Genomic DNA, 21,507 nt, shown 5'->3' on the forward strand with positions numbered 1-21,507 from the left:
CACAATGAGTACGAACGCAGGAAGACAGACAGAAGGAATCAGACATGGAGTTGCACGGTTAGGTTGGCACCATTGTCCTACAGTGAGGACAAGTGGATGAATCAGAAACTTATGTATAGATCTCCTGTTAAGGAGATTGTAAACCTTGGCTCTTTTGTCAAGTACAATTTATACTAATTTTGATGCGTTTACCCTGCTAAAGGTACAAGGATTCTTGGGCTGAATACTCTACCAATTTAGTTAGTTTTGGTCTTACACATTCATTTCTAGTCCGACACAAATATCGCTATTTATGCCACAAGCTCGGATCTACTCCCCAAGGGTGAATTCCGATGTGTCCCACCGTATTTGATTTTTGTAGGCTCTTACTGTGTGGGCTTTACCATTGACAGTTAGAGATTTAAGGATTACGGAATGTCTCTTATTTCCTGCGTTCCCAGAGTCACCGACTCCATTGTGCTCTAACATAAAGCCGTCCTAAAAGGACGGGATTTTAGACCCATTATTTTTGATAACGGCACCAATTTCGTGCCGCAACGGGTGCGGAACTTGACCGAATCGGGGTTTTGCGGTTTGGTACAATTGGAACTGAGCTAGTAAGGTATGACCCTAATTTTTATACTTTTACCGCTTCGATGATATCCGGCTTCCGCTCGGTAGGCCCGCGTCGGCGGTCGTACCATTGCTCAAAAATCGCGATCGCCCCTGTAAAAAAAGAGATCGCCACTTTTTGCAAATCCAGACAACTGCAAATCCAGACAATCGAAGCCGATAAACCCCTCAAAAACGAATAAGTCAACAAATCTTGTCAAAGTCCGTGGCAGAAATTGATAACGAAGCGGGCGAAAACCCTTAAAATAATCTGGATTTAGCAATCGCTCGGGAAGAGTTCGGCTACAGTCATTGCCCGAGGGCGTGCAACGTGCCCACCTCGAACGAGCGTTCTGCTCGATGGCGATCGCCGTAAGGGCGAACCGTCGTTTGTCCTTACCCACCTTTGACGAGTCGAAGTATAAAGCCTATGCCCCGTCGCGACGACCTCCACAAAATTCTGCTGATTGGCTCTGGCCCGATTGTGATTGGGCAAGCGTGCGAATTTGATTACTCAGGGACCCAGGCGTGTAAAGCGCTCAGGGAAGAAGGCTACGAAGTCATTCTAGTCAACTCCAACCCGGCGACGATCATGACCGATCCGGAAATGGCCGATCGGACCTACATCGAACCATTAACCCCGGCAGTGCTCGAAAAAATCATCGCCAAAGAACGACCGGACGCCATCCTGCCGACAATGGGCGGCCAAACGGGGCTGAACCTGGCCGTCGAACTGTGTAAAAAAGGCGTATTAGACAAATACGGCGTCGATTTGATCGGAGCGAAACTCGACGCGATCGAAAAAGCCGAAGACCGCCAACTCTTCAAAGAAGCAATGGCCCGGATTGGCGTCGCCGTCTGTCCCTCGGGGATCGCCCAAACCCTAGACGATGCGAAAACCGTCGCCCAACACATCGGCACCTATCCCCTCATCATCCGTCCTGCCTACACTCTCGGCGGTACTGGAGGCGGTATCGCTTACAACCAAAAAGAATTCGAGCTGATGGCTGCCGCCGGATTAGACGCCTCCCCGGTCTCCCAAATTCTGATCGAGCAATCCCTCCTCGGCTGGAAAGAATACGAACTCGAAGTGATGCGCGACTTAGCCGATAACGTCGTCATCATCTGCTCGATCGAAAACCTCGACCCGATGGGCATTCACACCGGGGACTCGATCACCGTCGCCCCGGCGCAAACCCTCACCGATAAAGAATATCAGCGCCTGCGCGATGCCTCGATTAAAATCATCCGCGAGATCGGGGTCGAAACGGGCGGATCGAACATTCAGTTTGCGGTCAACCCGGTCAACGGCGAAATCATCGTGATCGAAATGAACCCCCGGGTGAGCCGTTCCTCGGCGTTGGCGTCGAAAGCGACGGGTTTCCCGATCGCCAAATTTGCAGCTAAACTGGCCGTCGGCTACACCCTCGACGAAATTTCCAACGACATCACCCAAAAAACCCCCGCCAGTTTCGAGCCGACCATCGATTATGTCGTCACCAAAATCCCGCGTTTTGCCTTCGAGAAATTCTCCGGGGCCGATCCGGTCCTGACCACGCAAATGAAGTCCGTCGGCGAGGCGATGGCGATCGGTCGAACCTTTCAAGAATCGTTCCAAAAAGCGCTACGATCGCTCGAAATCGGGCGTTACGGCTGGGGCTGCGATCGTGAGGAAGTCCTACCCAGCTTAGAACATATCCGCTCGGGTCTGCGAACCCCCAACCCCGATCGCATCTTCACCGTCCGTCATGCGATGCTCATGGGGATGACCGTCGAGGAAATCTACGAACTCACCGGGATCGACCCCTGGTTCCTCGACAAAATGCAAGACCTGATCGCCACGGAAAAATTCCTCAAGCGCACCCCGCTTAAAGACTTGAGCGAATCCCAGATGCGCGAAATCAAACAACAGGGGTACGGCGATCGTCAAATCGCCTTCGCCAGCAAAACCAGCGAAGACGAAGTCCGCGCCTACCGCAAATCCCTCGGGGTCGTCCCGGTTTACAAACTCGTCGATACTTGCGCCGCCGAATTTGAAGCCTTCACCCCCTATTACTATTCCACTTACGAAGACGAAACCGAACTCGAAGTCTCCGACAAGCGCAAAGTCATGATTCTCGGCGGCGGTCCCAACCGCATCGGTCAGGGGATCGAATTTGACTACTGTTGCTGTCACGCCTCGTTCTCCCTGCAAGATGCGGGCTTCGAGACGATCATGGTCAACTCTAACCCGGAAACCGTTTCCACGGACTACGACACGAGCGATCGCCTCTTCTTCGAGCCCCTCACGAAAGAAGACGTGCTCAACATCATCGAAGCGGAAAACCCGGACGGGGTCATCATTCAATTCGGCGGTCAAACCCCGCTCAAATTGGCCGTGCCCCTGCAACAGTTCCTCGATCCTACAAGCGGTCTGCAAAGTCCCGACGCCAATATTCAAACCAAAATTTGGGGAACCTCCCCGGATTCGATCGATACTGCCGAAGACCGGGAACGCTTCGAGAAAATCCTCGAAGAACTGGCGATCGAACAGCCCCCCAACGGCATCGCGCGCAGCTATCAAGATGCCCTGCGGGTGGCGAAAAAGATCGGCTATCCCGTGGTCGTGCGCCCCTCCTACGTCTTGGGCGGACGGGCGATGGAAATTGTCTACTCCGACAGTGAATTAGAGCGCTACATGACCTTTGCGGTGCAGGTCGAACCGGACCACCCGATTTTGATCGATAAGTTCCTCGAAAATGCGATCGAGGTCGATGTAGACGCGATCGCCGACGCCACCGGGCGCGTGGTCATCGGCGGGATTATGGAACACATCGAACAAGCCGGGATTCACTCCGGCGACTCCGCCTGTTCGATTCCCTATACGTCTTTACAACCTGCGGCCCTCGATACGATCCGCGAATGGACCGTCAAACTGGCGAAACGACTGCAAGTGATCGGCTTGATGAATATCCAGTTTGCGGTGCAAGGGGAGCAGGTGTACATCCTCGAAGCCAACCCCCGCGCCTCGCGGACGGTTCCGTTCGTGTCTAAGGCGATCGGAGTTCCCCTCGCCAAGCTCGCCTCCCGAGTGATGTCCGGCGAAACGTTGGAAGGTCTCGGCTTTACCGAGGAGAAGATTCCCCAACATATTGCGGTCAAAGAAGCGGTGTTGCCGTTTAACAAGTTCCCGGGAACCGATACTTTGTTAGGACCGGAAATGCGATCGACCGGGGAAGTGATGGGCATCGATACGGACTTCGGCAAGGCGTTCGCTAAGGCGGAGTTGGGCGCGGGGGTCAGTTTGGCCCTCAGTGGCACGTTTTTCGTGTCGATGAACGATCGCGACAAGCCCCTCGTGGTTCCGGTGGTGAAGGAGTTGATCGAGTTGGGCTTTAAGATTGTGGCCACCGAAGGCACCCGGCGGGTGCTGCAAGAACACGGAATCGAGGCGGTGGACTTGGTTTACAAGCTCCACGAAGGTCGTCCCCACGTGGTGGATTGGATTAAGAACGAGCAAATCCAGTTCATTATTAATACGCCGACCGGGGAAGAGTCGCAAACCGATGCCCGTTTGATTCGTCGCACGGCGTTGGATTACAAGTTGCCGATTATTACGACGATTGCCGGGGCGAAGGCGACGGCGGCGGCGATCCGAGCGCTGCAAAGCGATCCGTTGGACGTGAAAGCGTTACAGGATTATATCGCCGAACCGGAAGCGGAGTTAGTTTCTTAGACTGGCGATCGCCATCGAGGGTTAAACCCCCCGTTCGAGACCTACAAAGCCCCGTCTTTGTAGGTCTTTACGTGTTTTAAACAGGTCGATAATTTCCGGCGTTTCGGGGGCATTCTAGGTCTAGCAGGGGCGATCGCGATCCCCTCTCCCCGAGCCGTCCCTCGTCGTCAATCCCTTTCAGGAAAAATTTATTCTATAAACGCAAGTTTTTCCATCCATAGAAACACATTATCCTAAAAGACTTTCTGTTTTTTAAAAGGTGCATTAAAATAAATAAAAGGAGGAAAAACTATCGGGCAGACCCCCGATCGACTCCCGGACACCAGCGAGGCGCTCGGAGGGGGGAAACCCAGCACCCCTGCATTGTCCGGCGGGCTTGTCAAGCAATGATTTTACAAAACTTTACACGAAGATCGCTCGGAAAAGCCGACCCGTCCGTTCGCAATCGGCTCGTTTTGTTTTACAGGATGCATTTAGAAACGGAGTTAGTGGGTAATCTCTAGGTAATTGGCGCGCGATCGCGGGGCGAACCCGCCAGGCGATCGTCGAGCTGCCAGTAGACATTTCTCTCAGAAATGTTACAATTTTTAACATAGACAAGTTTGAGTTAAGAAACATTATGACAACCACCACCATCATCCTCACTGTTTTAGGTTTGGCTCTCCTCTGGGCCGCCCAGGATCGATCGAGCCGTCAGGAGCAGGTGCAACCGGAGTTGATTCCGGTGCGCGTTAGAGATCGCCAGAAATAGAGAGTTTGCCCTTTCCAGAGCGGCGATCGATCGTTCTGGGAGCGAGGGGGGTTTGTACGCTCACAGTGGCAACCAGCTTGGCATCGAAGAGCTTGAGGTTGGTTGCCAGCGCGTTTTCTCAGGGCGATTGAGGTGGAGAGTTCAGCCTCCCACCGATTTAATAAAATCCACATTCATGCAAACGGACAGGCGCCATGAAAACTGCTCAAAGTTCCACAGACTTAGTTCGCACTTACCTGCGAGAAATTGGCCGGGTTCCCTTGCTGACCCACGAGCAGGAAATTCATTTAGGGAAGCAAGTGCAGCGCGGCAGTGCATTGCAAGAACTCAAAGAGACCTTAGCCGAGAAGCTGGGGAGAGACCCGACCGAAGCGGAGTGGGCGCGGGAAGCCGAGCTGTCCGAGGAGGACTTAGGGCGAGAGTTAGCACGAGCCGAAACCGCCAAACGCAAGATGGTCGAAGCGAACTTGCGCTTAGTCGTGTCCGTGGCGAAGAAATATATCAAACGCAACGTTGACCTGCTCGATTTAATTCAAGAAGGAACCATCGGGATGCAGCGTGGGGTCGAGAAATTCGATCCGACCAAAGGGTATCGATTTTCGACCTATGCGTACTGGTGGATTCGTCAGGCGATTACCCGGGCGATCGCCGAAAAAGGTCGCACGATCCGACTGCCGATTCATATTACCGAAAAACTCAATAAAATTAAAAAAGCCCAACGGCAACTGTCCCAACAATACGGGAGAGCCGCGACCATCGGCGAACTCGCCGAAGAGTTAGACTTATCGCCCAAACAAATTCGCGAATATCTCGAACGGGCGCGCCATCCACTTTCCTTAGACTTGCGCGTCGGCGACAACCAAGATACGGAATTGGGAGAACTGCTCGAAGATACCGGACCGTCTCCGGAAGACTTCGCCACCCAATCGGCCCTGCGCTCGGATTTAGAGCAACTGATGGCCGATTTGACCCCACAGCAGAGACAAGTATTGGCCTTGCGCTTCGGCTTGGAAGACGGGCAGACCATGACCCTCGCCAAAATCGGCGATCGCCTCAACATCAGTCGCGAACGGGTGCGACAGATCGAGCGCGAAGCCCTGACCAAACTGCGCAAGCGCAAAAGCGACATGGGCGAGTATATGGCCAGTTAGCTGACGGACGGGGGATGCCCGGACGCAGCGCTTCCAGCCTCCTCACGCGAGTGTAGGGGGCTTTTTCCGTCACCGTACCCGGGCGATCGCCCCAAACCGCCCCCCCGCACGGCAAGATACAATAAACTGAAAGCAAACTTGAAGCTTGCAGGGGACTGCAAGCTCTCCTCGACAGACAAACTGGCAGGATTTCAAGATGCGATCGACGGCCAAAAGCTGCGACAATCAGTTGTCAGTTTGTTTTCTGATGGCTACAAATAGCAAAAGAAAATCATTACGACTCGATGCGATCGGCAACAGGTAAGAGGTGGAGACAACGGCATGGGCAAAGTAGTCGGCATTGACCTAGGAACGACCAACTCAGTAGTGGCGGTAATGGAGGGAGGCAAGCCGATAGCGATCGCCAATGCAGAAGGAATGCGGACCACTCCCTCGGTCGTCGGTATGAGTAAAGACGGAGAACTGCTCGTCGGGCAAATGGCCAGACGACAAGCAGTCCTCAACCCCCAAAATACTTTTTATGCCGTCAAGCGCTTTATGGGTCGGCAATATCGGGAATTGTCCCCCGACTCCAAGCGCGTTCCCTACACGATTCGCAAAGACGACGGCGGGAACGTCAAAATTCGCTGTCCGCGACTGAAGCGAGATTTCGCCCCGGAAGAAATTTCGGCGATGATTTTGCGCAAACTCGCCGACGAAGCCAGTCGCTACTTGGGCGAACCCGTCACCGGGGCCGTGATTACCGTTCCGGCGTATTTCAACGACTCCCAACGACAAGCCACCCGGGACGCCGGACGGATTGCCGGGTTGGAGGTCAAACGCATCCTCAACGAACCGACCGCCGCCTCCCTCGCTTACGGGTTGGACCGTCGGGACAGTCAGACGATCCTGGTGTTCGACCTCGGCGGGGGAACCTTCGACGTGTCCGTGCTCGAAGTCGGCGACGGCGTGTTTGAAGTGAAATCCACCAGTGGGGATACCCAACTCGGAGGGAACGACTTCGATAAAAAAATTGTAGACTGGCTCGCCGAACAGTTTTTAGAAAGTGAAGGGGTAGACTTGCGGCGCGATCGCCAGAGCTTGCAACGACTGCTCGAAGCCGCCGAAAAGGCGAAAATCGAACTCAGTGGCGTTCAAGTCACCGATATTAACTTGCCCTTTATCACCGCTACCGAAGACGGACCGAAACACCTCGAAACGCGGCTGACTCGGAGCCAATTCGAGGGCTTGTGCGGCGATTTGGTCACCCGCTTGAGGATTCCGGTAAAACGGGCGATCGCCGATGCGGGACTGACCCCGGTTCAAATTGACGAAGTGGTCTTAGTCGGCGGTTCGACCCGCATCCCCTTAGTGCAGCAACTCGTCCGCAGCGCGATCGATATCGAACCGAATCAGAATGTCAACCCCGACGAAGTCGTCGCCATCGGGGCCGCCATTCAGGCGGGAATTTTGGCCGGAGAAGTCAAAGACGTGCTGTTACTCGACGTCACCCCCTTATCCTTGGGACTCGAAACCATCGGCGGGGTGATGAAAAAACTGATCCCGCGCAATACCACGATTCCGGTGCGGCGATCGGACATTTTCTCCACGGCGGAGAACAACCAAACCTTAGTAGAAATCCACGTCCTGCAAGGGGAACGGGAAATGGCCGCCGATAACAAATCCCTCGGACGCTTCAAACTCACCGGAATTCCCCCCGCACCGAGTGGGGTGCCTCAGATTCAAGTCTCCTTCGACATCGACGCCAACGGGATCTTGCAAGTGTCCGCCTTGGATAAAATGACCGGGCGCGAGCAGAGTATCATCGTCCAAGGGGCTTCCACCCTGAGCGAGGCGGAAGTAGACCGAATGATTCGAGAAGCGGAAGAATTTTACGACGTCGATCGCGAACGACGGGAACGGGTCGAAAAACGCAACCGCGTCGAAGCCCTCGCCTATCAAGCGGAACGGCAGTTGCGCGAGGCGACCCTCGACTACGGGATTCAATTCGTCAGCCCCCATCGCGCCCGGATTGAAAGTTTGATCCGGCAATTGCGCGAAAGTCTCGATCGCAACGACGAACGGGGGATCGATTTGGCGGAATCGGACCTGCAAGATGCCGTTTACGAACTCAATCGGGAAATTTATCAACAAACCCGGGAGGAGGAAGACGAAGACGGGTTATTCGGATCGATCCGCCGGGTATTCGCCGAAGAATCGCCGATTCGCGGTCGCGAACGCGGCGGGGATAATTTCTTCGAGTCGGCGTATAACAGCCGTCGGGAGAACTATCCCGTCGAAGAGCGCCCGCGCGATTATCCCCCGCGCGATTATCCCCCGCGCGATTATCCTTCGCGAGACTACCCGCGCGATTACCCGCGTACCGGACGCAGCTATCCCGAAGGGGAGCGACCCCCAGCCCGCCGTCGGGGACGGCCTTCGCCCTACGGCAGCAATCGATACAATAACCCTTACGAGGATGAAGATTGGGACGACGATGACGAGGATTGGATTTGAGCGATCGCCGCACCCCGGGCGGGGGGTTTTCGGCGACGGTTCGAACCCGTCGAGTCATCCCTGCGGCGGGCGATCGCGATCGCCCGTTCGGTTACTCACCCTCTGAGATCTCCACTCTAAACCTGTAAGATGCAAAACTTTCGGAACTATTACGAGATTCTGGGAGTTGCCAGAGATGCAACCAGCGAAGAAATCAAGCGAGTCTACCGACGCCTAGCGCGCCAGTATCACCCCGATCTCAATCCCGGTAATAAAGCTGCCGAAGAAAAATTCAAAGATATCGGCGAAGCTTACGAAGTGCTTTCCGACCCCAACAAACGGGCGCAATACGACCAATTCAGCCGCTTTTGGGGTCAAAAAGGGTTTCAAGGACGCAAAGCCAGCCGCGCCAAAGCTGCCAACGGACGCAGTGCCGTCGGGGGCGATCGCCGGGGCGAGGATGTCGATTTCAGCCAATTCCGCGACTTTAACGCCTTCGTCGAAGAACTACTCGGACGCCGGGCGTCAGGGGCGCGAAGCGGGGTTTCGACGGCCACGCGCAGTTACGAGACCGCCAGCCCCCGCAGCAGCGCGCGCACGGCATCTCGGGATTATTTCAAGCCGGGAACGAGCAAAACCAGTTATACGGTGCCGCCGCGCACGACTCGCCGCGATATCGAAGCTCGGTTGCGCTTGCCCCTCGAAAAAGCCTATAGCGGCGGGTCGGAGCGCATTCGTCTCGAAGACGGGCGATCGCTCGAAGTGACGATGCCGCCGGGAATGGTAACCGGACAGCGCATTCGCCTGCGCGGTCAAGGGATGGGCGGCGGCGATCTCTATTTAAAAATTACCGTCGATCCCCATCCCTTTTTTAAAGTCGAAGGGGCGGAAATTGCCTGTCAGGTGCCTTTGACCCCGAGCGAGGCGGCGTTGGGCGGTCCGGTGGAAGTGCCGACCTTGGACGGTTTGGTGAAGATGACGGTGCCGCCGGGGGTGCGATCGGGTCAGCGCTTGCGCTTAGCGAATAAAGGCTATCCCACCGGAAGCGGCAAACGGGGGGATCAGTTGGTCGAAATTCAAGTGTTAGTTCCCAAACAACTCAGCGATCGCGAGCGGGAACTTTACGAACAGTTGCGCGAAGTGGAAACGTTCAAACCCCGACAAAATCTTTTGGTATAAAGGCTAAAATCGAGCAGAACCCCGCTCAAATCGCCAGCTCGACGGTCAGGGTGTAGGGAATCACAATTGATTGCAGTGACATCAAGACGAGAGATTCGTGCTAAACCAGAGGCAAGCCACCTCGCGATTCGATCGCCTTCAGTTGCCGTTCGGGCAGGAGTTCTGGACGTCGAACCGATGAAAGGGGCGGTTAAGCTCCTCACAGGAACCGATCGCTAGGAAGACGCTCATGAGATCGCGATTCTCACCTCACCTCGCTGGAGTTATTGTCGGCAGTATCGTCCTCGTTGCCGTCTGGGGACTCGTGCGCGCCGAGCAGCAGCGCGATCGCCAAAAAATTCGCACGGAAGTCCTCAACCAATTGAGTGCGGTGCGCGCTCGCTTGGAAACCTCGCTCAATTCCCGGCTGTTCCTCACCCGAGGCTTGGTCGCCTACGTCTCCATTCACCCCGACCTCAACCCCGAGGACTTCGAACAACTAGCCCGGGGACTGAGTGTCCAACAAACGGGGATTCTCAACCTCCAACTGGCGAAAAACAACGTCATTTCCCATCTTTATCCCTTGGAGGGACACGAAGCCGCCCTCGGTTTGAACCTTTTAGAATATCCCGAAGCGAAAGAAGCCGCCTTCCGGGCGATCGCCACGGGGAAAACCGTCGTCGCCGGACCGTTGGATCTCATTCAGGGTGGGGTTGGCTTTATCAGTCGAACCCCTATTTTTGTGGCCTCGGACGAACCGCAGACCGCCCCCTCCAGCCCCGGATCGGACGGGCGCGAATATTGGGGCTTGGCGGCGATCGTCATCGATCGCGATACCTTAATGCAAGAAGCGGGATTGCGCGAAGCTCCAGCCCCACCGACGGGGCGCTCCTGGGGCGATCTCGTCCGGCAATTTTGGTGGCGGTCCACCCTCTCGCTCGATTACGCCCTACGCGGGAAAGACGGGCTGGGCGCTGCCGGAGCAGTGTTTTTCGGCAATCCAGACGTATTCGAGCAAAACCCGATCCTCTTAGACATCTCCCTCCCCAACGGCAGTTGGCAGTTAGCCGCCATTCCTCGCGGCGGTTGGCAAGGGTATCATTCGCGCTTGTGGGGCTTGTACGCTTTGGGCGCATTGCTGGCACTCTCTTCCGGGGGGTGTATTTTTATTTTGGTGCGCGAACCCCATCGCCTCCAACAGGGGATCGATCGCGCCACCGCCGCCCTGCGCGAAAGTGAAGAACGCTATGCCCTCGCCGTCGCCGGAGCTAAGGACGGTCTGTGGGATTGGGACCTCAACCGCAAGCGCGTTTACTTTTCGTCGCGCTGGAAGGCGATGCTCGGCTGCAATCCGGTGGAAATCGGCGATCGCCCCGAGGAGTGGTTGGGGCGCGTTCACCCGGAAGACCTCGATCGCGTCCGGGCCGAAATCGACGCGCACCTCTCGGGTCAAACCCCCCATTTTCAAAGTGAATATCGCCTGCTCGACGCTGGCGGCGATTACGTCTGGATGCTGGCGCGCGGTTTGGCGGTGCGCGACGAACGGGGGCGGGCGTACCGTTTCGCCGGATCGCAAACGGATATTACCCAAAGCCGCAAAGCACAAGAAGCGTTGCGCCTGTCGGAAGAAAAGTTTTCCAAAGCGTTTCGCTTCAGTCCGGACGCGATCGCGATTACCACCCTCGACGACGGGCGCTATCTCGAAGTGAACGATGCTTTTTTGGAAATTACGGGCTATACCCTCGCCGAAACCCTCGGAAAGAGTGCTTTTGACTTAAATATTTGGGTCGATCCGGGCGATCGCGATCGCCTCTTGCAACAACTGCGCCAAGACGGTATCGTCCGCAATTGGGAAGCTCATTTCCGGCTCAAATCCGGCGAAATCCGCATCGGTTTGTTTTCTGCAGATATCATCCAGCTCGACGGGATCCCCTGCTTGCTCTCCCTGACCCGCGACATTACCGAACGCAAGCGCACTCAAGAAGCCCTCAAAATCTCCCAAGCCAACTACGAAGAAATTTTTAACGCCGTCACCGAAGGCATTTTCATTCACGACCCGCAAACCGGAGCGATTCTCGACGTCAATCGCACGGTGTGCAAAATGTACGGCTATTCCTTAGCCGAAATCAAAGCCCTCGACGTCGGCGCCTTGAGTGCCGAAGTCGAACCCTATACCCAACCTCGGGCGATCGAGTGGATTCGCAAGGCGGTCGGCGGTCAGCCGCAACAGTTTGAATGGCTCGCCCGCGATCGCGCCGGAAAGCAGTTTTGGATCGAAGTCAATTTGAAACAGGCGTTACTCGGCGGTCAAAATCGCCTGGTGGCGGTGGTGCGCGAAATCGGCGATCGCAAGCGCAGCGAAGAACTGGTTCGCAATATTGCCGAAGGGGTTTCGGCGGAAACCGGAGCCGCTTTTTTCCGCTCCCTGGTTCAGTATTTGGCGAAAACGTTACAGGTGGATGGGGCGTTTGTGGCGCAACTGTGCGATAACTATCGGCTTAAAAGTCTTGCGGTCTCTCTTCACGGCGAAATCGTCGATAATTTTGAGTATCAGTTGAAGCGTCAGGGGTGCGGTTTGACCCAAGGCTCTCAAATGTGTTTCTCGAAAGGACAAAAGTGCGATCGCTTTCCGAATCACGAGCTATTCGCCCAGTTGGGCATCGAACATTATTTGGCCTCGCCCTTGTTTGACTCCAACGACCGCTCCCTCGGGTGGCTGGTGGTCATGCATTCCCAACCCTTCAAACGGGAAGAAATGGCCGCCTCTTTACTGCGGATTTTTGCGATTCGCGCGTCTTCCGAACTGGAACGCACTCAGGCGGAAGCGGAACTGCAACGGGCGAAAGAAACGGCCCTGGCTGCGTCTCAAGCAAAAAGTCTGTTTTTGGCGAATATGAGCCACGAATTGCGAACGCCCCTCAATGCGATTATCGGTTACAGCGAAATGCTGCTGGAAGAGGCCGAAGAGGAGGGGAACGAGCTGTTGATGACGGATTTGAAGCGAATTCAAACCGCAGGCAGGCATCTACTCAATTTAATTAGCGATATTCTCGATATTTCTAAAATTGAAGCGGGCAAGATGGAGCTGGCGTTGGAAACGTTCGAGCTTCGCAGTTTGGTCGAATCGACGATCGCCACGACCTATCCGGCAATCGTCAAGAATCGCAACCGCTTGCGGACGATCGGCTTTGAACGGGGTGAAGGCGGCGATCGCCTCGGCACGATGTATGCAGATCTTACAAAAGTTAGGCAAATTCTGCTCAATTTAGTCAGCAATGCGGCCAAGTTTACCACCGATGGCGAGATTTCGCTCGAAGTGCGCCGAGAACCGAACCCCACCGAGGGCGATCGCGCTATCTTTGTCGTCCGGGATACCGGGATCGGCATGAGTCCGGAACAAACCCGCTCGATTTTTAAAGCCTTCGTGCAGGCGGATCCCTCGACAACCCGGCAATACGGCGGGACGGGCTTGGGATTGGCGATCGGCCAGCAGTTCTGCCACATGATGGGCGGCGAAATTACGGTGAGTAGCGAATTGGGCGTCGGTTCGACCTTTACGGTGAGTTTGCCGACTGAAGTTAAGGCGCCCCAAGATAAAACCCGGCCATAAAGCAGTGACAGGCATCACTGTAAAAGTGGCCAAAATAAGCGATAGTGGTACAAAAGACTAAAAGTTTAGCTGTTGCTTGTTTTACGGTTATGAGTGTCTCAGCACACAGCCCCGATGCAACTCTGGAGAAGATTGTCGAGCGCATCTTCTCGACCCATCAGATTACCCGAGCCGACCAAAAACGGTTTATGACGGCTCTGCTGGCGAAAGATTCCCTCAGTTCTAAGGAGCAATCTCACATCGATCGCGTGTTCGACGGTTTGCGTCGAGGACTGCTACGAGTGGTGGATTGAGTGCGGTTCCATGCTAACCGCGATCGCTCCCCGCCGCCAGTCCTGACCCCCTCGACCTGCCTCAACTTCCCAGTCTGTCAGCTTTGTTCCGTTTTCACTCGTGCCGTTACCGACGAGTGTCATCGCTCCTAGTTTTTCTTGTAATTTTTTTTCACAGATAATAACCGACGGAAGCCCATCGAGCCGCGATCGCCACTGCCTAAAGCGCGCCAGCTTCCCAAGCCCTCCGAGTTCGTAATCATGAGCTTGAGGCTCCCCTGTGGGGTCAACGGGTTACAAAGCAAGAAATTGGCATATTCCGTCATCCCGTCTAACGATCGGGTGGCCTATGTAGAGGTGAAGGTAAAAGGGCTGGTTCGTCATCGGCGTCTTGCCAAGTCGATGAGTGACGCAGGATGGTCAACATTCAGGTGATGGCTTCAATATTTTGGTGTAAAGTACGGGAAAATCACTTTTGCAGTGCTTCCCCACTACACCCGTCAAGAATGTTCGAGCTGTGGTCAAGTTGTGAAACAGTCCTTCTCAACTCGTACTCATATCTGCAAATGTGGGTGTGAGTTGAACAGAGATCGCAACCCTGCCATCAGCATCTTGCAACGTGGACTCAGTACCGTGGGGTACACGGGAACTTTAACCCTTGGGGACATCAGCCCTCTAGCATCGTTGGATAGGTCCTGCGATGTTACGGCAGGTGGACGAACCAAGAATCCCCGCTCCTTTAGGGCGGTGAGTGTCAGTTCATAAAGTCTAATATATCCATCGGCCCCTCCCATGCCCTTATTTCAAGCACCGACAGAACTCAAAGAACGCGCCCGACAAGGCGAACCCGAGGCGATCTCCGCGATCGTCAACCAAGCCATTCAATCTGAAGGAATTACGGCGAAAGCGGCGATCAAAGATGGTTCTTTACTGCTGTTGTTAGAGGCGGCTCAAATCCCCGATCGCGAATCTTTGGTTCCCTTCATCCAACAGGGGGTGAGGGAATTGGCGATCGAGCCGTACTCGACCATGAAAGTGTACGGGCGCCAGCAGGGGCAACGGCATCCTGCTTGGCAACAGGAAATCGAAATCGAACCGCCGATGTCCGTACCCGTGGAAGAAGAAGACGACGATATACCCGACGATGAGTTTGACTTGTCCGACGAAGGCGACGACATGGCGGGGGCAGGTTTCGAGCTGGTCGGCGATGACGATCTCGCCGAGGATATGGAAGACGAGGACTTAGGCGACGACGAAGAACATTACATCGAAGACGATTACAACCTCGACGACGAGTTAGAAGAAGATGCAGAAGTTGGTTTGGACGATGAAGAACCCTCTGCTAAAAAAGGAATGAATAAGAAATTGGCGATCGCCATTCCCGTCGTTGTTTTACTCCTCACTGGCGCCGGAGTAGGCGGTTGGTGGTATTACCAGCAGCAATTCAATTCCCAACAAGCGACGCCGACCAGCCCCACGCCAGAGGGAGGGTCTCCCGCCGCCACCGAAACCCCCACTGGGGAGACGACCCCCGCGCCGACGGCAACCGCAACCCCCACGCCGACGGCAACGGAAACTCCTGCCGATCCCTTTGCGGAAGCCGTGCGGAAGGCGACCCAAGCCGCCCAATTGGCACAAACCGCCGAAACTCAAGCCCAGTGGAATCAAGTGGCGAATCTGTGGCAACAAGCCAGCGATTTGATGAACGCGGTTCCTGAGTCGAGTGCTAATTATTCCCAAGCTCAACCCCGGGTAGAAACTTATCGGCAAAATATGGAAGTCGCCAGACAACGGGCCGCGAATAGTCCTTAATTTTTGCCCCAGGTTGTTTCTAGAGAGGCAGCCTGGGTTTCTCACTTTTGTCTTTCGGGTCGCGGCCAGGGCGTATCATTCGAGGGGAGCGATACGGGCGATCGGCAACTTTCCGAGAGAAATCAAAAAAACTATACAATCTCAGAATATTAATTTCATTAAAAGATATTGAAGAATTGTACCGACAGTTAAACGCCCATTTATCCTAATTCAAGTCAGTTCATCGGCGATCGGGTAGGCGTAAGCTGATGCCCGATCGTCAATTGTTGCTTTTTCCATAGCTTCAATACCAAAGACTTTGATTTAGATGCTTCTGTGATTTGTCTCGATCGCAACAACAAAATCACCAACCGCACCAATCTTGTATATTTTGGCAATCTTAGCCATCGTTCGGGTGCAATTCAGCATTTAGACGACAATCTCACCGGAGAAAGAGAGGGAGAGGACGAACAAATTCTGGTGGATTTACCACGAATTCCTGTTGAGATTAACAAACTGGTGTTTACCGTTAATATCTACGAGTGTTTAAAGCGTCAACAAGATTTCGGACAAGTGAAGAATGCCTTCATTCGCTTAGTGGATATGTCCAACGGTAAAGAACTGGCGCGATATAATCTCTCGGGTTGTGAATACCAAGGAATGACGGATACGATTGTCGCTGAAATTTACCGACATAATAACGAGTGGAAAATGGCAGCGATCGGGAACGGCGTTAAGATGAACAGTTTAGGGGATTGAGTTCAATCCTACTACTTAGCCTAAGCTTACCGTTTCTCAATTCTATCCGGGTAGATTGGGTTGAATTTGCAAAATCCAACAATAACAAATGTTGACTGCTTTTGTTGGGTTTCCTGTTGTCAACCCAATCTACGCAACGATTTACTCTAAATTCTGTAAACAGCGATACATCAACCTAAAAATCGGACAGTTTCCCTGAATTCGGTTCATTGAAATATTTTCCAATAACTCCGATGAATGTTGCCTTTTGTTGTATTCACAGAGTTCTCCATCATTCTCAATCGTTTGAGCTTGGATGGAGGCTTCTACAATTTTCTCGGAAATCTTACACTGACAAACGCCAGTCTCTTCATTAAAACCACCGTAAATTTCGGGATTTTCAAAATCAACTTTTGCTTCGTCTCTGAGCCAATTTCTCATCCGAAGCCATTGATGTTGTGAAAAATCTCGGTGTTTGCAGTTTCCCCAATCTGCAATTATCCAAGATTCGATTTCTGGCGATGCAAAGCCGATGATGATTTTCGGTTCAAATCCAGATTCGGAGAGGCGATTTCGGATATTTTCATCCAAGTTTTGCATGGCTTCGTCGAGGCTTTCTCGAACTCGCCGAACGTAGTAATTTCTGATTTCTTTAAATCCCGGTGAGTCAACGAGATTGCAAATTTCTCCGTTCCAGCGACGACAATCTAAATCGTCAATGATGAGAATTGCATCGCATAAAGTATTTTTGGCTAATCGCTCTTCGATCGAATGTCTTTCAAGTAGAAAAGAAAGTTGCTCGGAAATAGATTTTAATAAGGCTTTTCCCGTGGTCGATCGCACCATAGGAACGTTACGATTTGGCTTCCCTATTGGCTTTACCAGTTGAGGAAGTTGGCGATCGAAATGATAATTACGAAAGGTTTTTTGGAGGAGTTTCACCAAGCCACTGTATTCCGGCGGTCCGCCTCCCGCAAACAACCAAATTACCACGGCCACGCTCCAATACTGGGGTCGCCAACTCGATAGAGATCGCCGAGTTCCCATCCCTCTTGTAGGCGAGATTGAAACTGATTTTGTTCGATGCGATCCATCGACGCAAAACCGCGATTATTTAAGGTATGACAGATGACCGATTCAGAACGATCGGTAAAGCGATCGAGTAGGTCTGGACTATGAGTTGAAACGATAATCGTCGTCTGTCGCGACGCATATTCAATCCACCCTGCCAAAACTTTCATCCAGGCGACGTGAATCCCCATTTCCGGTTCGTCAATCACCAGTAAAGACGGCAATCTGTGAGATAATAAAATGATAGCCCAGCAGAGCATTCTAACTGAGCCATCCGACATATCTCGTAAATATAAAACCTCATCGAGTCCTTCGACGACCCACTCGATTGTTAAATTCAAACGTCCCGCTCGGGTCGATCGAATGCGCCGCGTCATCGGTAAAAACTGCTTGACAGCATCGTTGAACTGGTCTTCAAAATCGAAGCTTTCATTACAGAGTTCGTCCAAAACGGCGGCTAAATTTTCTCCAGTTTCGGATAAATGCAAATTTAACGCTCCCGAACCAATTTTAGGTTCGGATTCGCGAATCTCCTTTAAGTTCATATTGTTGGCATTATAAAACCGCCAACTTTCAATCCCGTTGAGTAAATGTCTGCGAACTGAGTAAATATTAGATCTAAGCAATAACTCTCGAATTTCTTCATTTTCTTGTTGAATCAGTTCGTTAATTACTAAAAGCCCGAGAGAATCAAGTGGCACATTAGAAATGCGCTGAAATTTTTGACTTCCATCTGGTTGAAGAATTGAAACTACACCAGTGTTTAATTGATGGTTGTGTAACTTATAGTAATAAAAGGGGTTATTTTCATCCCCATTAATCGGAGAATAGAGAAGTTCTTCGTGAATTTCAGCAGAGTTAGTCAATTTGCTGATAAATAACTTTATTTCGAGATAAATTGGTTGATATCGGGTTTCCTCAATTCCCTCGAATTTGTACTTGAGGAGAACGGTTCCAGGTCGATCGAGGTTAAACGAGAGTATGTGAGAACCGCCGAGTTCTTCGCAAGCATAGCGAAAACCGCTAACGGAGCCGAAACCTTGAGATACTGATAATTGTAAAAATCTAAGCAGTGCGATTAAATTGCTCTTTCCCGAGCCATTCGGACCGACTAAAAGATTAAGTCGATCGAACTCTAAAGGGGTTTCGTAAAAGTTTAAATTTTTATAGTCTTTTGCCCATATTGACAGGAGCGACATAATGATGTACTGAGATTCAATTTGGAGGATCGATTTTATTTATATAGGGAATCTTAGCATAGATGCCGATGTAAGGTCGGTGCGTGACGAGGGGTTAGCTTTCCCGAGAGTTTTCCGGTTTTCAAGTCACGTACCCTACGGAATACTAGATCTTAACGATACTTAATTCGAGAACCAGGGTAAGAGCATCTCAATCAGGCTTGACAAAAGGCTTTGAGAACAGTGGTCATGTAGTCGTTATTCATCGCGGCTCGTTTCTGTTTTTGTCGCAAAGCCGAAGAGTGGTTTCTTGACGAAGAACATTCAAAGCCCAGCGCCGGAGTAAAGATAAATTGTGAGGACTATGACCGGAACGAATCCGACAGGAATCTTCATTAAAAGTCACATCTAAAACCCAATGAACTTGGTTCTCAATTCCCCAGTGCTGTCGAATAATCTTGCCTAAAAGGGAAGCATTAGCTGGAAGAGAAGACAGATAAAACTGAACTTCCCGAGTCGTTTTATTCGAGAGATGACGAATTCGTTCGACCACAACAATTGTTTGAAGTCCGCACCATTGTTCTTGATGATGAAGATGGGTAAATTGGGAAACGGGAATCGCCCAAACTCGTCGTTTCTCAACCCGATGATGTCCTTTTTCAAGGCGTTGTTCGTAGCTCACTTCACTGGAGTTGCTCGGAGATTTTCTTAAGGATTCAAACTCTTCTTCAATTTGGGTGTAAAGGGTGGAATGATTCTTTTTTAAGGCGAGGACATAATCAGCTTTTTGGGCTTGAATTTGTTGAACAATTTTAACTTGAGTCCCTAGAGCATCAATCGTGACGACAGCTCCTTGAAGATCTAATAACTTTAACAAAGTGGGAATTGCCGGAATTTCGTTGGACTTATCCTCTACCTTGACTTGTCCTAAAATTAGTTGTTGTTTCCCCGCCCAAGCGGTCAGTAAACTTAACGCTTTAATCCCCTTTTCTCGGTCATAAGAGCCTCGCAGACATTTCCCATCTATCGAGACGACTTCTCCCACTAAAGACCCCATAATACTTTGAAATCATCGGGCTAATATTCGCTCTAACTCCAGGGGGTTTATTCGTTCAAAAACTCGCCGGAACGTATCATCAGAAGGAATGCCATTGGGTAAGGCTAAGAACTCTTTTAACCAAACATATTTGCTCAGCCCGTAATTTTCCATGTCTTCCCATCCTTCCGCACCCGCAATAACGGCTAAAATCGCGATCGCTAAAATATCTTTCAATAAATGTTTTTGAGTTCGGGGTGAGCGAGGGTCTTTAATTTCTTCCACATAACTCAATAAATTGTCTTGTACTTCAGAGATAGAGGGGATGGATTGAACTTGACTCCCGGTCTTTTTGTTTTTCGCTTCAACCGTGGGGGCAAAACCTTTAGCCATAATCTTGAATTCAAAACACTCTCAATTTCGATGCATCTCGATCTTAACCAAATTCATTTAATCCAGCTTGATCGACATTTTGTTGTTTTTGTCAAGTAAATTCGCTACAAAATTAGATGAGCTTACCCTGGATCTTGTACCTTAGAGCCGTTTAGTAGCTTGGCTTCTCTAACTATCATGACTTAATTTGACCGCAGAGAAATGCGGATAAGCACAAATCCTGCATTCTTTTTTGTGGGTGGCAATTCATCTCACCGCCAAATCAAAGATGATGGCGGGAGCCTTCTTGCAACATTGAGGTAAAGGTCTTAGACGCCAGTAAACTACCAACGCGCAAAGCTTCTATTTTTGCCCGTTTTAACCCGGCTGGATTGGAATAGATCCCGAGCTTGAGGTCTTGTTGATGGGGTTTCTGCTTGCTGCTCCCCGGTTTTGGGGGGAAAGTCCCTCTCAAGTACAAGCGATTCCCTTTTTGGCGGACGGTTACGCCAGCATTAATCTGTTTGAGTTCTCGATTGAGTTCGTCAAGCTCCGAACATCCCATGAGCTTCCCTAATCTTTCCCTAAATTCCAGCGTCACTTAGAGTGATTAAACGCTGAAACCCGCCTTCTGTCGAGGGACGGAATCAGAGGAAAAAAGGGGGAAAATCAAAACCGCCGAACCTTCATAAGCTTGAAGATACGGCGGTTTTAGGAGATGCCAGGAGCCGGACTTGAACCGGCGACACGAGGATTTTCAGTCCTCTGCTCTACCGACTGAGCTATCCCGGCGCGCTTTATTTTTGACGCTTAACTAACGTAGCAAATTTATTAGGGGTTGGCAACCCCTAAAGGAAAAATTTTTCTTGGGGTCGCCAAAAGAAGAGTACCCAGGCGGATTGAAAAGCTCAGATCGGGCGCAGGCGGGTAACCTTGAGGGTAAAGTTGCCCGTACCCCCTTCACCGAAAGCGCGGACGCGGACGATGTAATCTCCACCTTGAGTAATGCGCGAAAATAATAGGGAGTTCGTGCTACCGTCGGGACCGTCGTCATTTTCGGCGATCGTCGTGCCGTCGGGGGCAATTAAGGCGACGATCGTATCAAAACTGTCGGAAAGGAGGTCGATCGCCACTTGGTCGCCTTCTTGAAGGGTGACAATATAGTCGCGAGCAAAGCCGCCCTGACCTGTAGGAATATCCTGTTCTGAGAGGGTATCGCTGATTTCATTGCTACCCGGAAGGCGAATAGGGTTATACATATCGTCGGCGCGCACGCCCGATGCACTCCCCGCGATCGCCACAATCGTAATTGGAAGCAAAACGATGCGATGCCAGTCGATTTTGCAAGGCAGACGCTGCGCGAACGCAAAACGGTTAGTCATGAAAAAAAGAACCAAACCCTAGAGATCTACATCAGCATACTGGCATAACTAAAAGAGATCGGGGGAACTAATGGAGAATTTTAGATTTTAGATTTGAGATTTTAGAGGCAGGCTCAAGGGAACGAGATCGGCTCAAAGGGTAAAAAATACCTGCGATCGAGACGGTCAATGTCATGTTAAGCCTAAAAACGGCAACGCTAAAAAAAAAGGGAGAAT

The 21,507-nt window shown here is 51.9% G+C and carries 14 protein-coding genes, 1 tRNA gene and 3 pseudogenes; 11 read left to right on the forward strand and 7 right to left on the reverse strand.

The annotated features are described in order from the left end of the window. Nucleotides 1-461 precede the first annotated feature (461 nt). A pseudogene (locus tag JJD41_RS25810) lies at nt 462-581 on the reverse strand (hypothetical protein); the annotation flags it as partial. A gap of 334 nt (nt 582-915) precedes the next feature. On the opposite strand from JJD41_RS25810, the gene JJD41_RS20610 reads away from it, so the two are divergent. The 11 genes and pseudogenes from JJD41_RS20610 to JJD41_RS20655 all read left to right on the forward strand — a co-directional run bounded on the left by JJD41_RS20610 (nt 916) and on the right by JJD41_RS20655 (nt 16,273). Next, nucleotides 916-1,101, forward strand: coding sequence for a hypothetical protein (locus tag JJD41_RS20610; protein WP_200670308.1), 186 nt, complete (start codon nt 916-918; stop codon nt 1,099-1,101). Further along, a complete protein-coding gene (carB, locus tag JJD41_RS20615) occupies nt 1,022-4,306 on the forward strand; it encodes a carbamoyl-phosphate synthase large subunit (protein ID WP_200669403.1) in 3,285 nt (1,094 codons plus the stop codon). Before JJD41_RS20610 ends, carB begins: the two co-directional genes overlap by 80 nt. A 619-nt stretch (nt 4,307-4,925) precedes the next feature. Then, entirely contained in the window at nt 4,926-5,057 is a 132-nt protein-coding gene (locus JJD41_RS25475; protein WP_255547390.1) for a hypothetical protein, read from the forward strand. Nucleotides 5,058-5,251: 194 nt separating this feature from the next. Next, nucleotides 5,252-6,208, forward strand: a complete 957-nt coding sequence (locus JJD41_RS20620; protein WP_200669404.1) for an RNA polymerase sigma factor, RpoD/SigA family — start codon at nt 5,252-5,254, stop codon at nt 6,206-6,208. A gap of 321 nt (nt 6,209-6,529) precedes the next feature. Continuing rightward, complete coding sequence (dnaK, locus tag JJD41_RS20625) at nt 6,530-8,704, forward strand: molecular chaperone DnaK (protein ID WP_200669405.1); 2,175 nt, start codon at nt 6,530-6,532, stop codon at nt 8,702-8,704. Nucleotides 8,705-8,833: 129 nt separating this feature from the next. Further along, nucleotides 8,834-9,862, forward strand: a complete 1,029-nt coding sequence (locus JJD41_RS20630) for a DnaJ C-terminal domain-containing protein (protein WP_200669406.1) — start codon at nt 8,834-8,836, stop codon at nt 9,860-9,862. A gap of 229 nt (nt 9,863-10,091) precedes the next feature. Beyond that, nucleotides 10,092-13,451, forward strand: a complete 3,360-nt coding sequence (locus tag JJD41_RS20635; protein ID WP_200669407.1) for a PAS domain S-box protein — start codon at nt 10,092-10,094, stop codon at nt 13,449-13,451. An 89-nt stretch (nt 13,452-13,540) separates the two neighbouring features. Then, nucleotides 13,541-13,744, forward strand: a complete 204-nt coding sequence (locus tag JJD41_RS20640) for a hypothetical protein (protein ID WP_200669408.1) — start codon at nt 13,541-13,543, stop codon at nt 13,742-13,744. Between the two features lie 426 nt (nt 13,745-14,170). Continuing rightward, nucleotides 14,171-14,488: pseudogene (locus JJD41_RS25035) on the forward strand (zinc ribbon domain-containing protein); the annotation flags it as partial. Nucleotides 14,489-14,515: 27 nt separating this feature from the next. Beyond that, on the forward strand, nt 14,516-15,535 hold the full coding sequence (locus tag JJD41_RS20650; protein WP_200669409.1) for a flagellar basal body-associated FliL family protein: 1,020 nt from the start codon (nt 14,516-14,518) through the stop codon (nt 15,533-15,535). A 255-nt stretch (nt 15,536-15,790) separates the two neighbouring features. Beyond that, a complete protein-coding gene (locus JJD41_RS20655) occupies nt 15,791-16,273 on the forward strand; it encodes a TerD family protein (protein WP_200670217.1) in 483 nt (160 codons plus the stop codon). A gap of 141 nt (nt 16,274-16,414) precedes the next feature. On the opposite strand, the gene JJD41_RS20660 is transcribed toward JJD41_RS20655, so the two are convergent. The 6 genes and pseudogenes from JJD41_RS20660 to JJD41_RS20685 form a co-directional block, all read right to left on the reverse strand. Next, complete coding sequence (locus JJD41_RS20660) at nt 16,415-17,251, reverse strand: hypothetical protein (RefSeq protein WP_234489033.1); 837 nt, start codon at nt 17,249-17,251, stop codon at nt 16,415-16,417. Continuing rightward, complete coding sequence (locus JJD41_RS20665) at nt 17,239-18,522, reverse strand: AAA family ATPase (protein ID WP_200669411.1); 1,284 nt, start codon at nt 18,520-18,522, stop codon at nt 17,239-17,241. Before JJD41_RS20665 ends, JJD41_RS20660 begins: the two co-directional genes overlap by 13 nt. 194 nt (nt 18,523-18,716) lie before the next feature. Beyond that, nucleotides 18,717-19,930: pseudogene (locus tag JJD41_RS20670) on the reverse strand (ISAs1 family transposase). Between the two features lie 262 nt (nt 19,931-20,192). Beyond that, entirely contained in the window at nt 20,193-20,474 is a 282-nt protein-coding gene (locus tag JJD41_RS20675) for a hypothetical protein (RefSeq protein WP_200669412.1), read from the reverse strand. Between the two features lie 154 nt (nt 20,475-20,628). Beyond that, nucleotides 20,629-20,701, reverse strand: a tRNA-Phe gene (locus tag JJD41_RS20680). Between the two features lie 116 nt (nt 20,702-20,817). Continuing rightward, nucleotides 20,818-21,291 (reverse strand): PPC domain-containing protein, encoded by a 474-nt coding sequence (locus JJD41_RS20685; protein ID WP_200669413.1) that lies wholly within the window; start codon nt 21,289-21,291, stop codon nt 20,818-20,820. Between the last annotated feature and the right edge of the window lie 216 nt (nt 21,292-21,507).

The sequence above is a fragment of the Oxynema mangrovii CENA135 genome (genome assembly GCF_016632315.1).
GTDB lineage: Bacteria > Cyanobacteriota > Cyanobacteriia > Cyanobacteriales > Laspinemataceae > Oxynema > Oxynema aestuarii.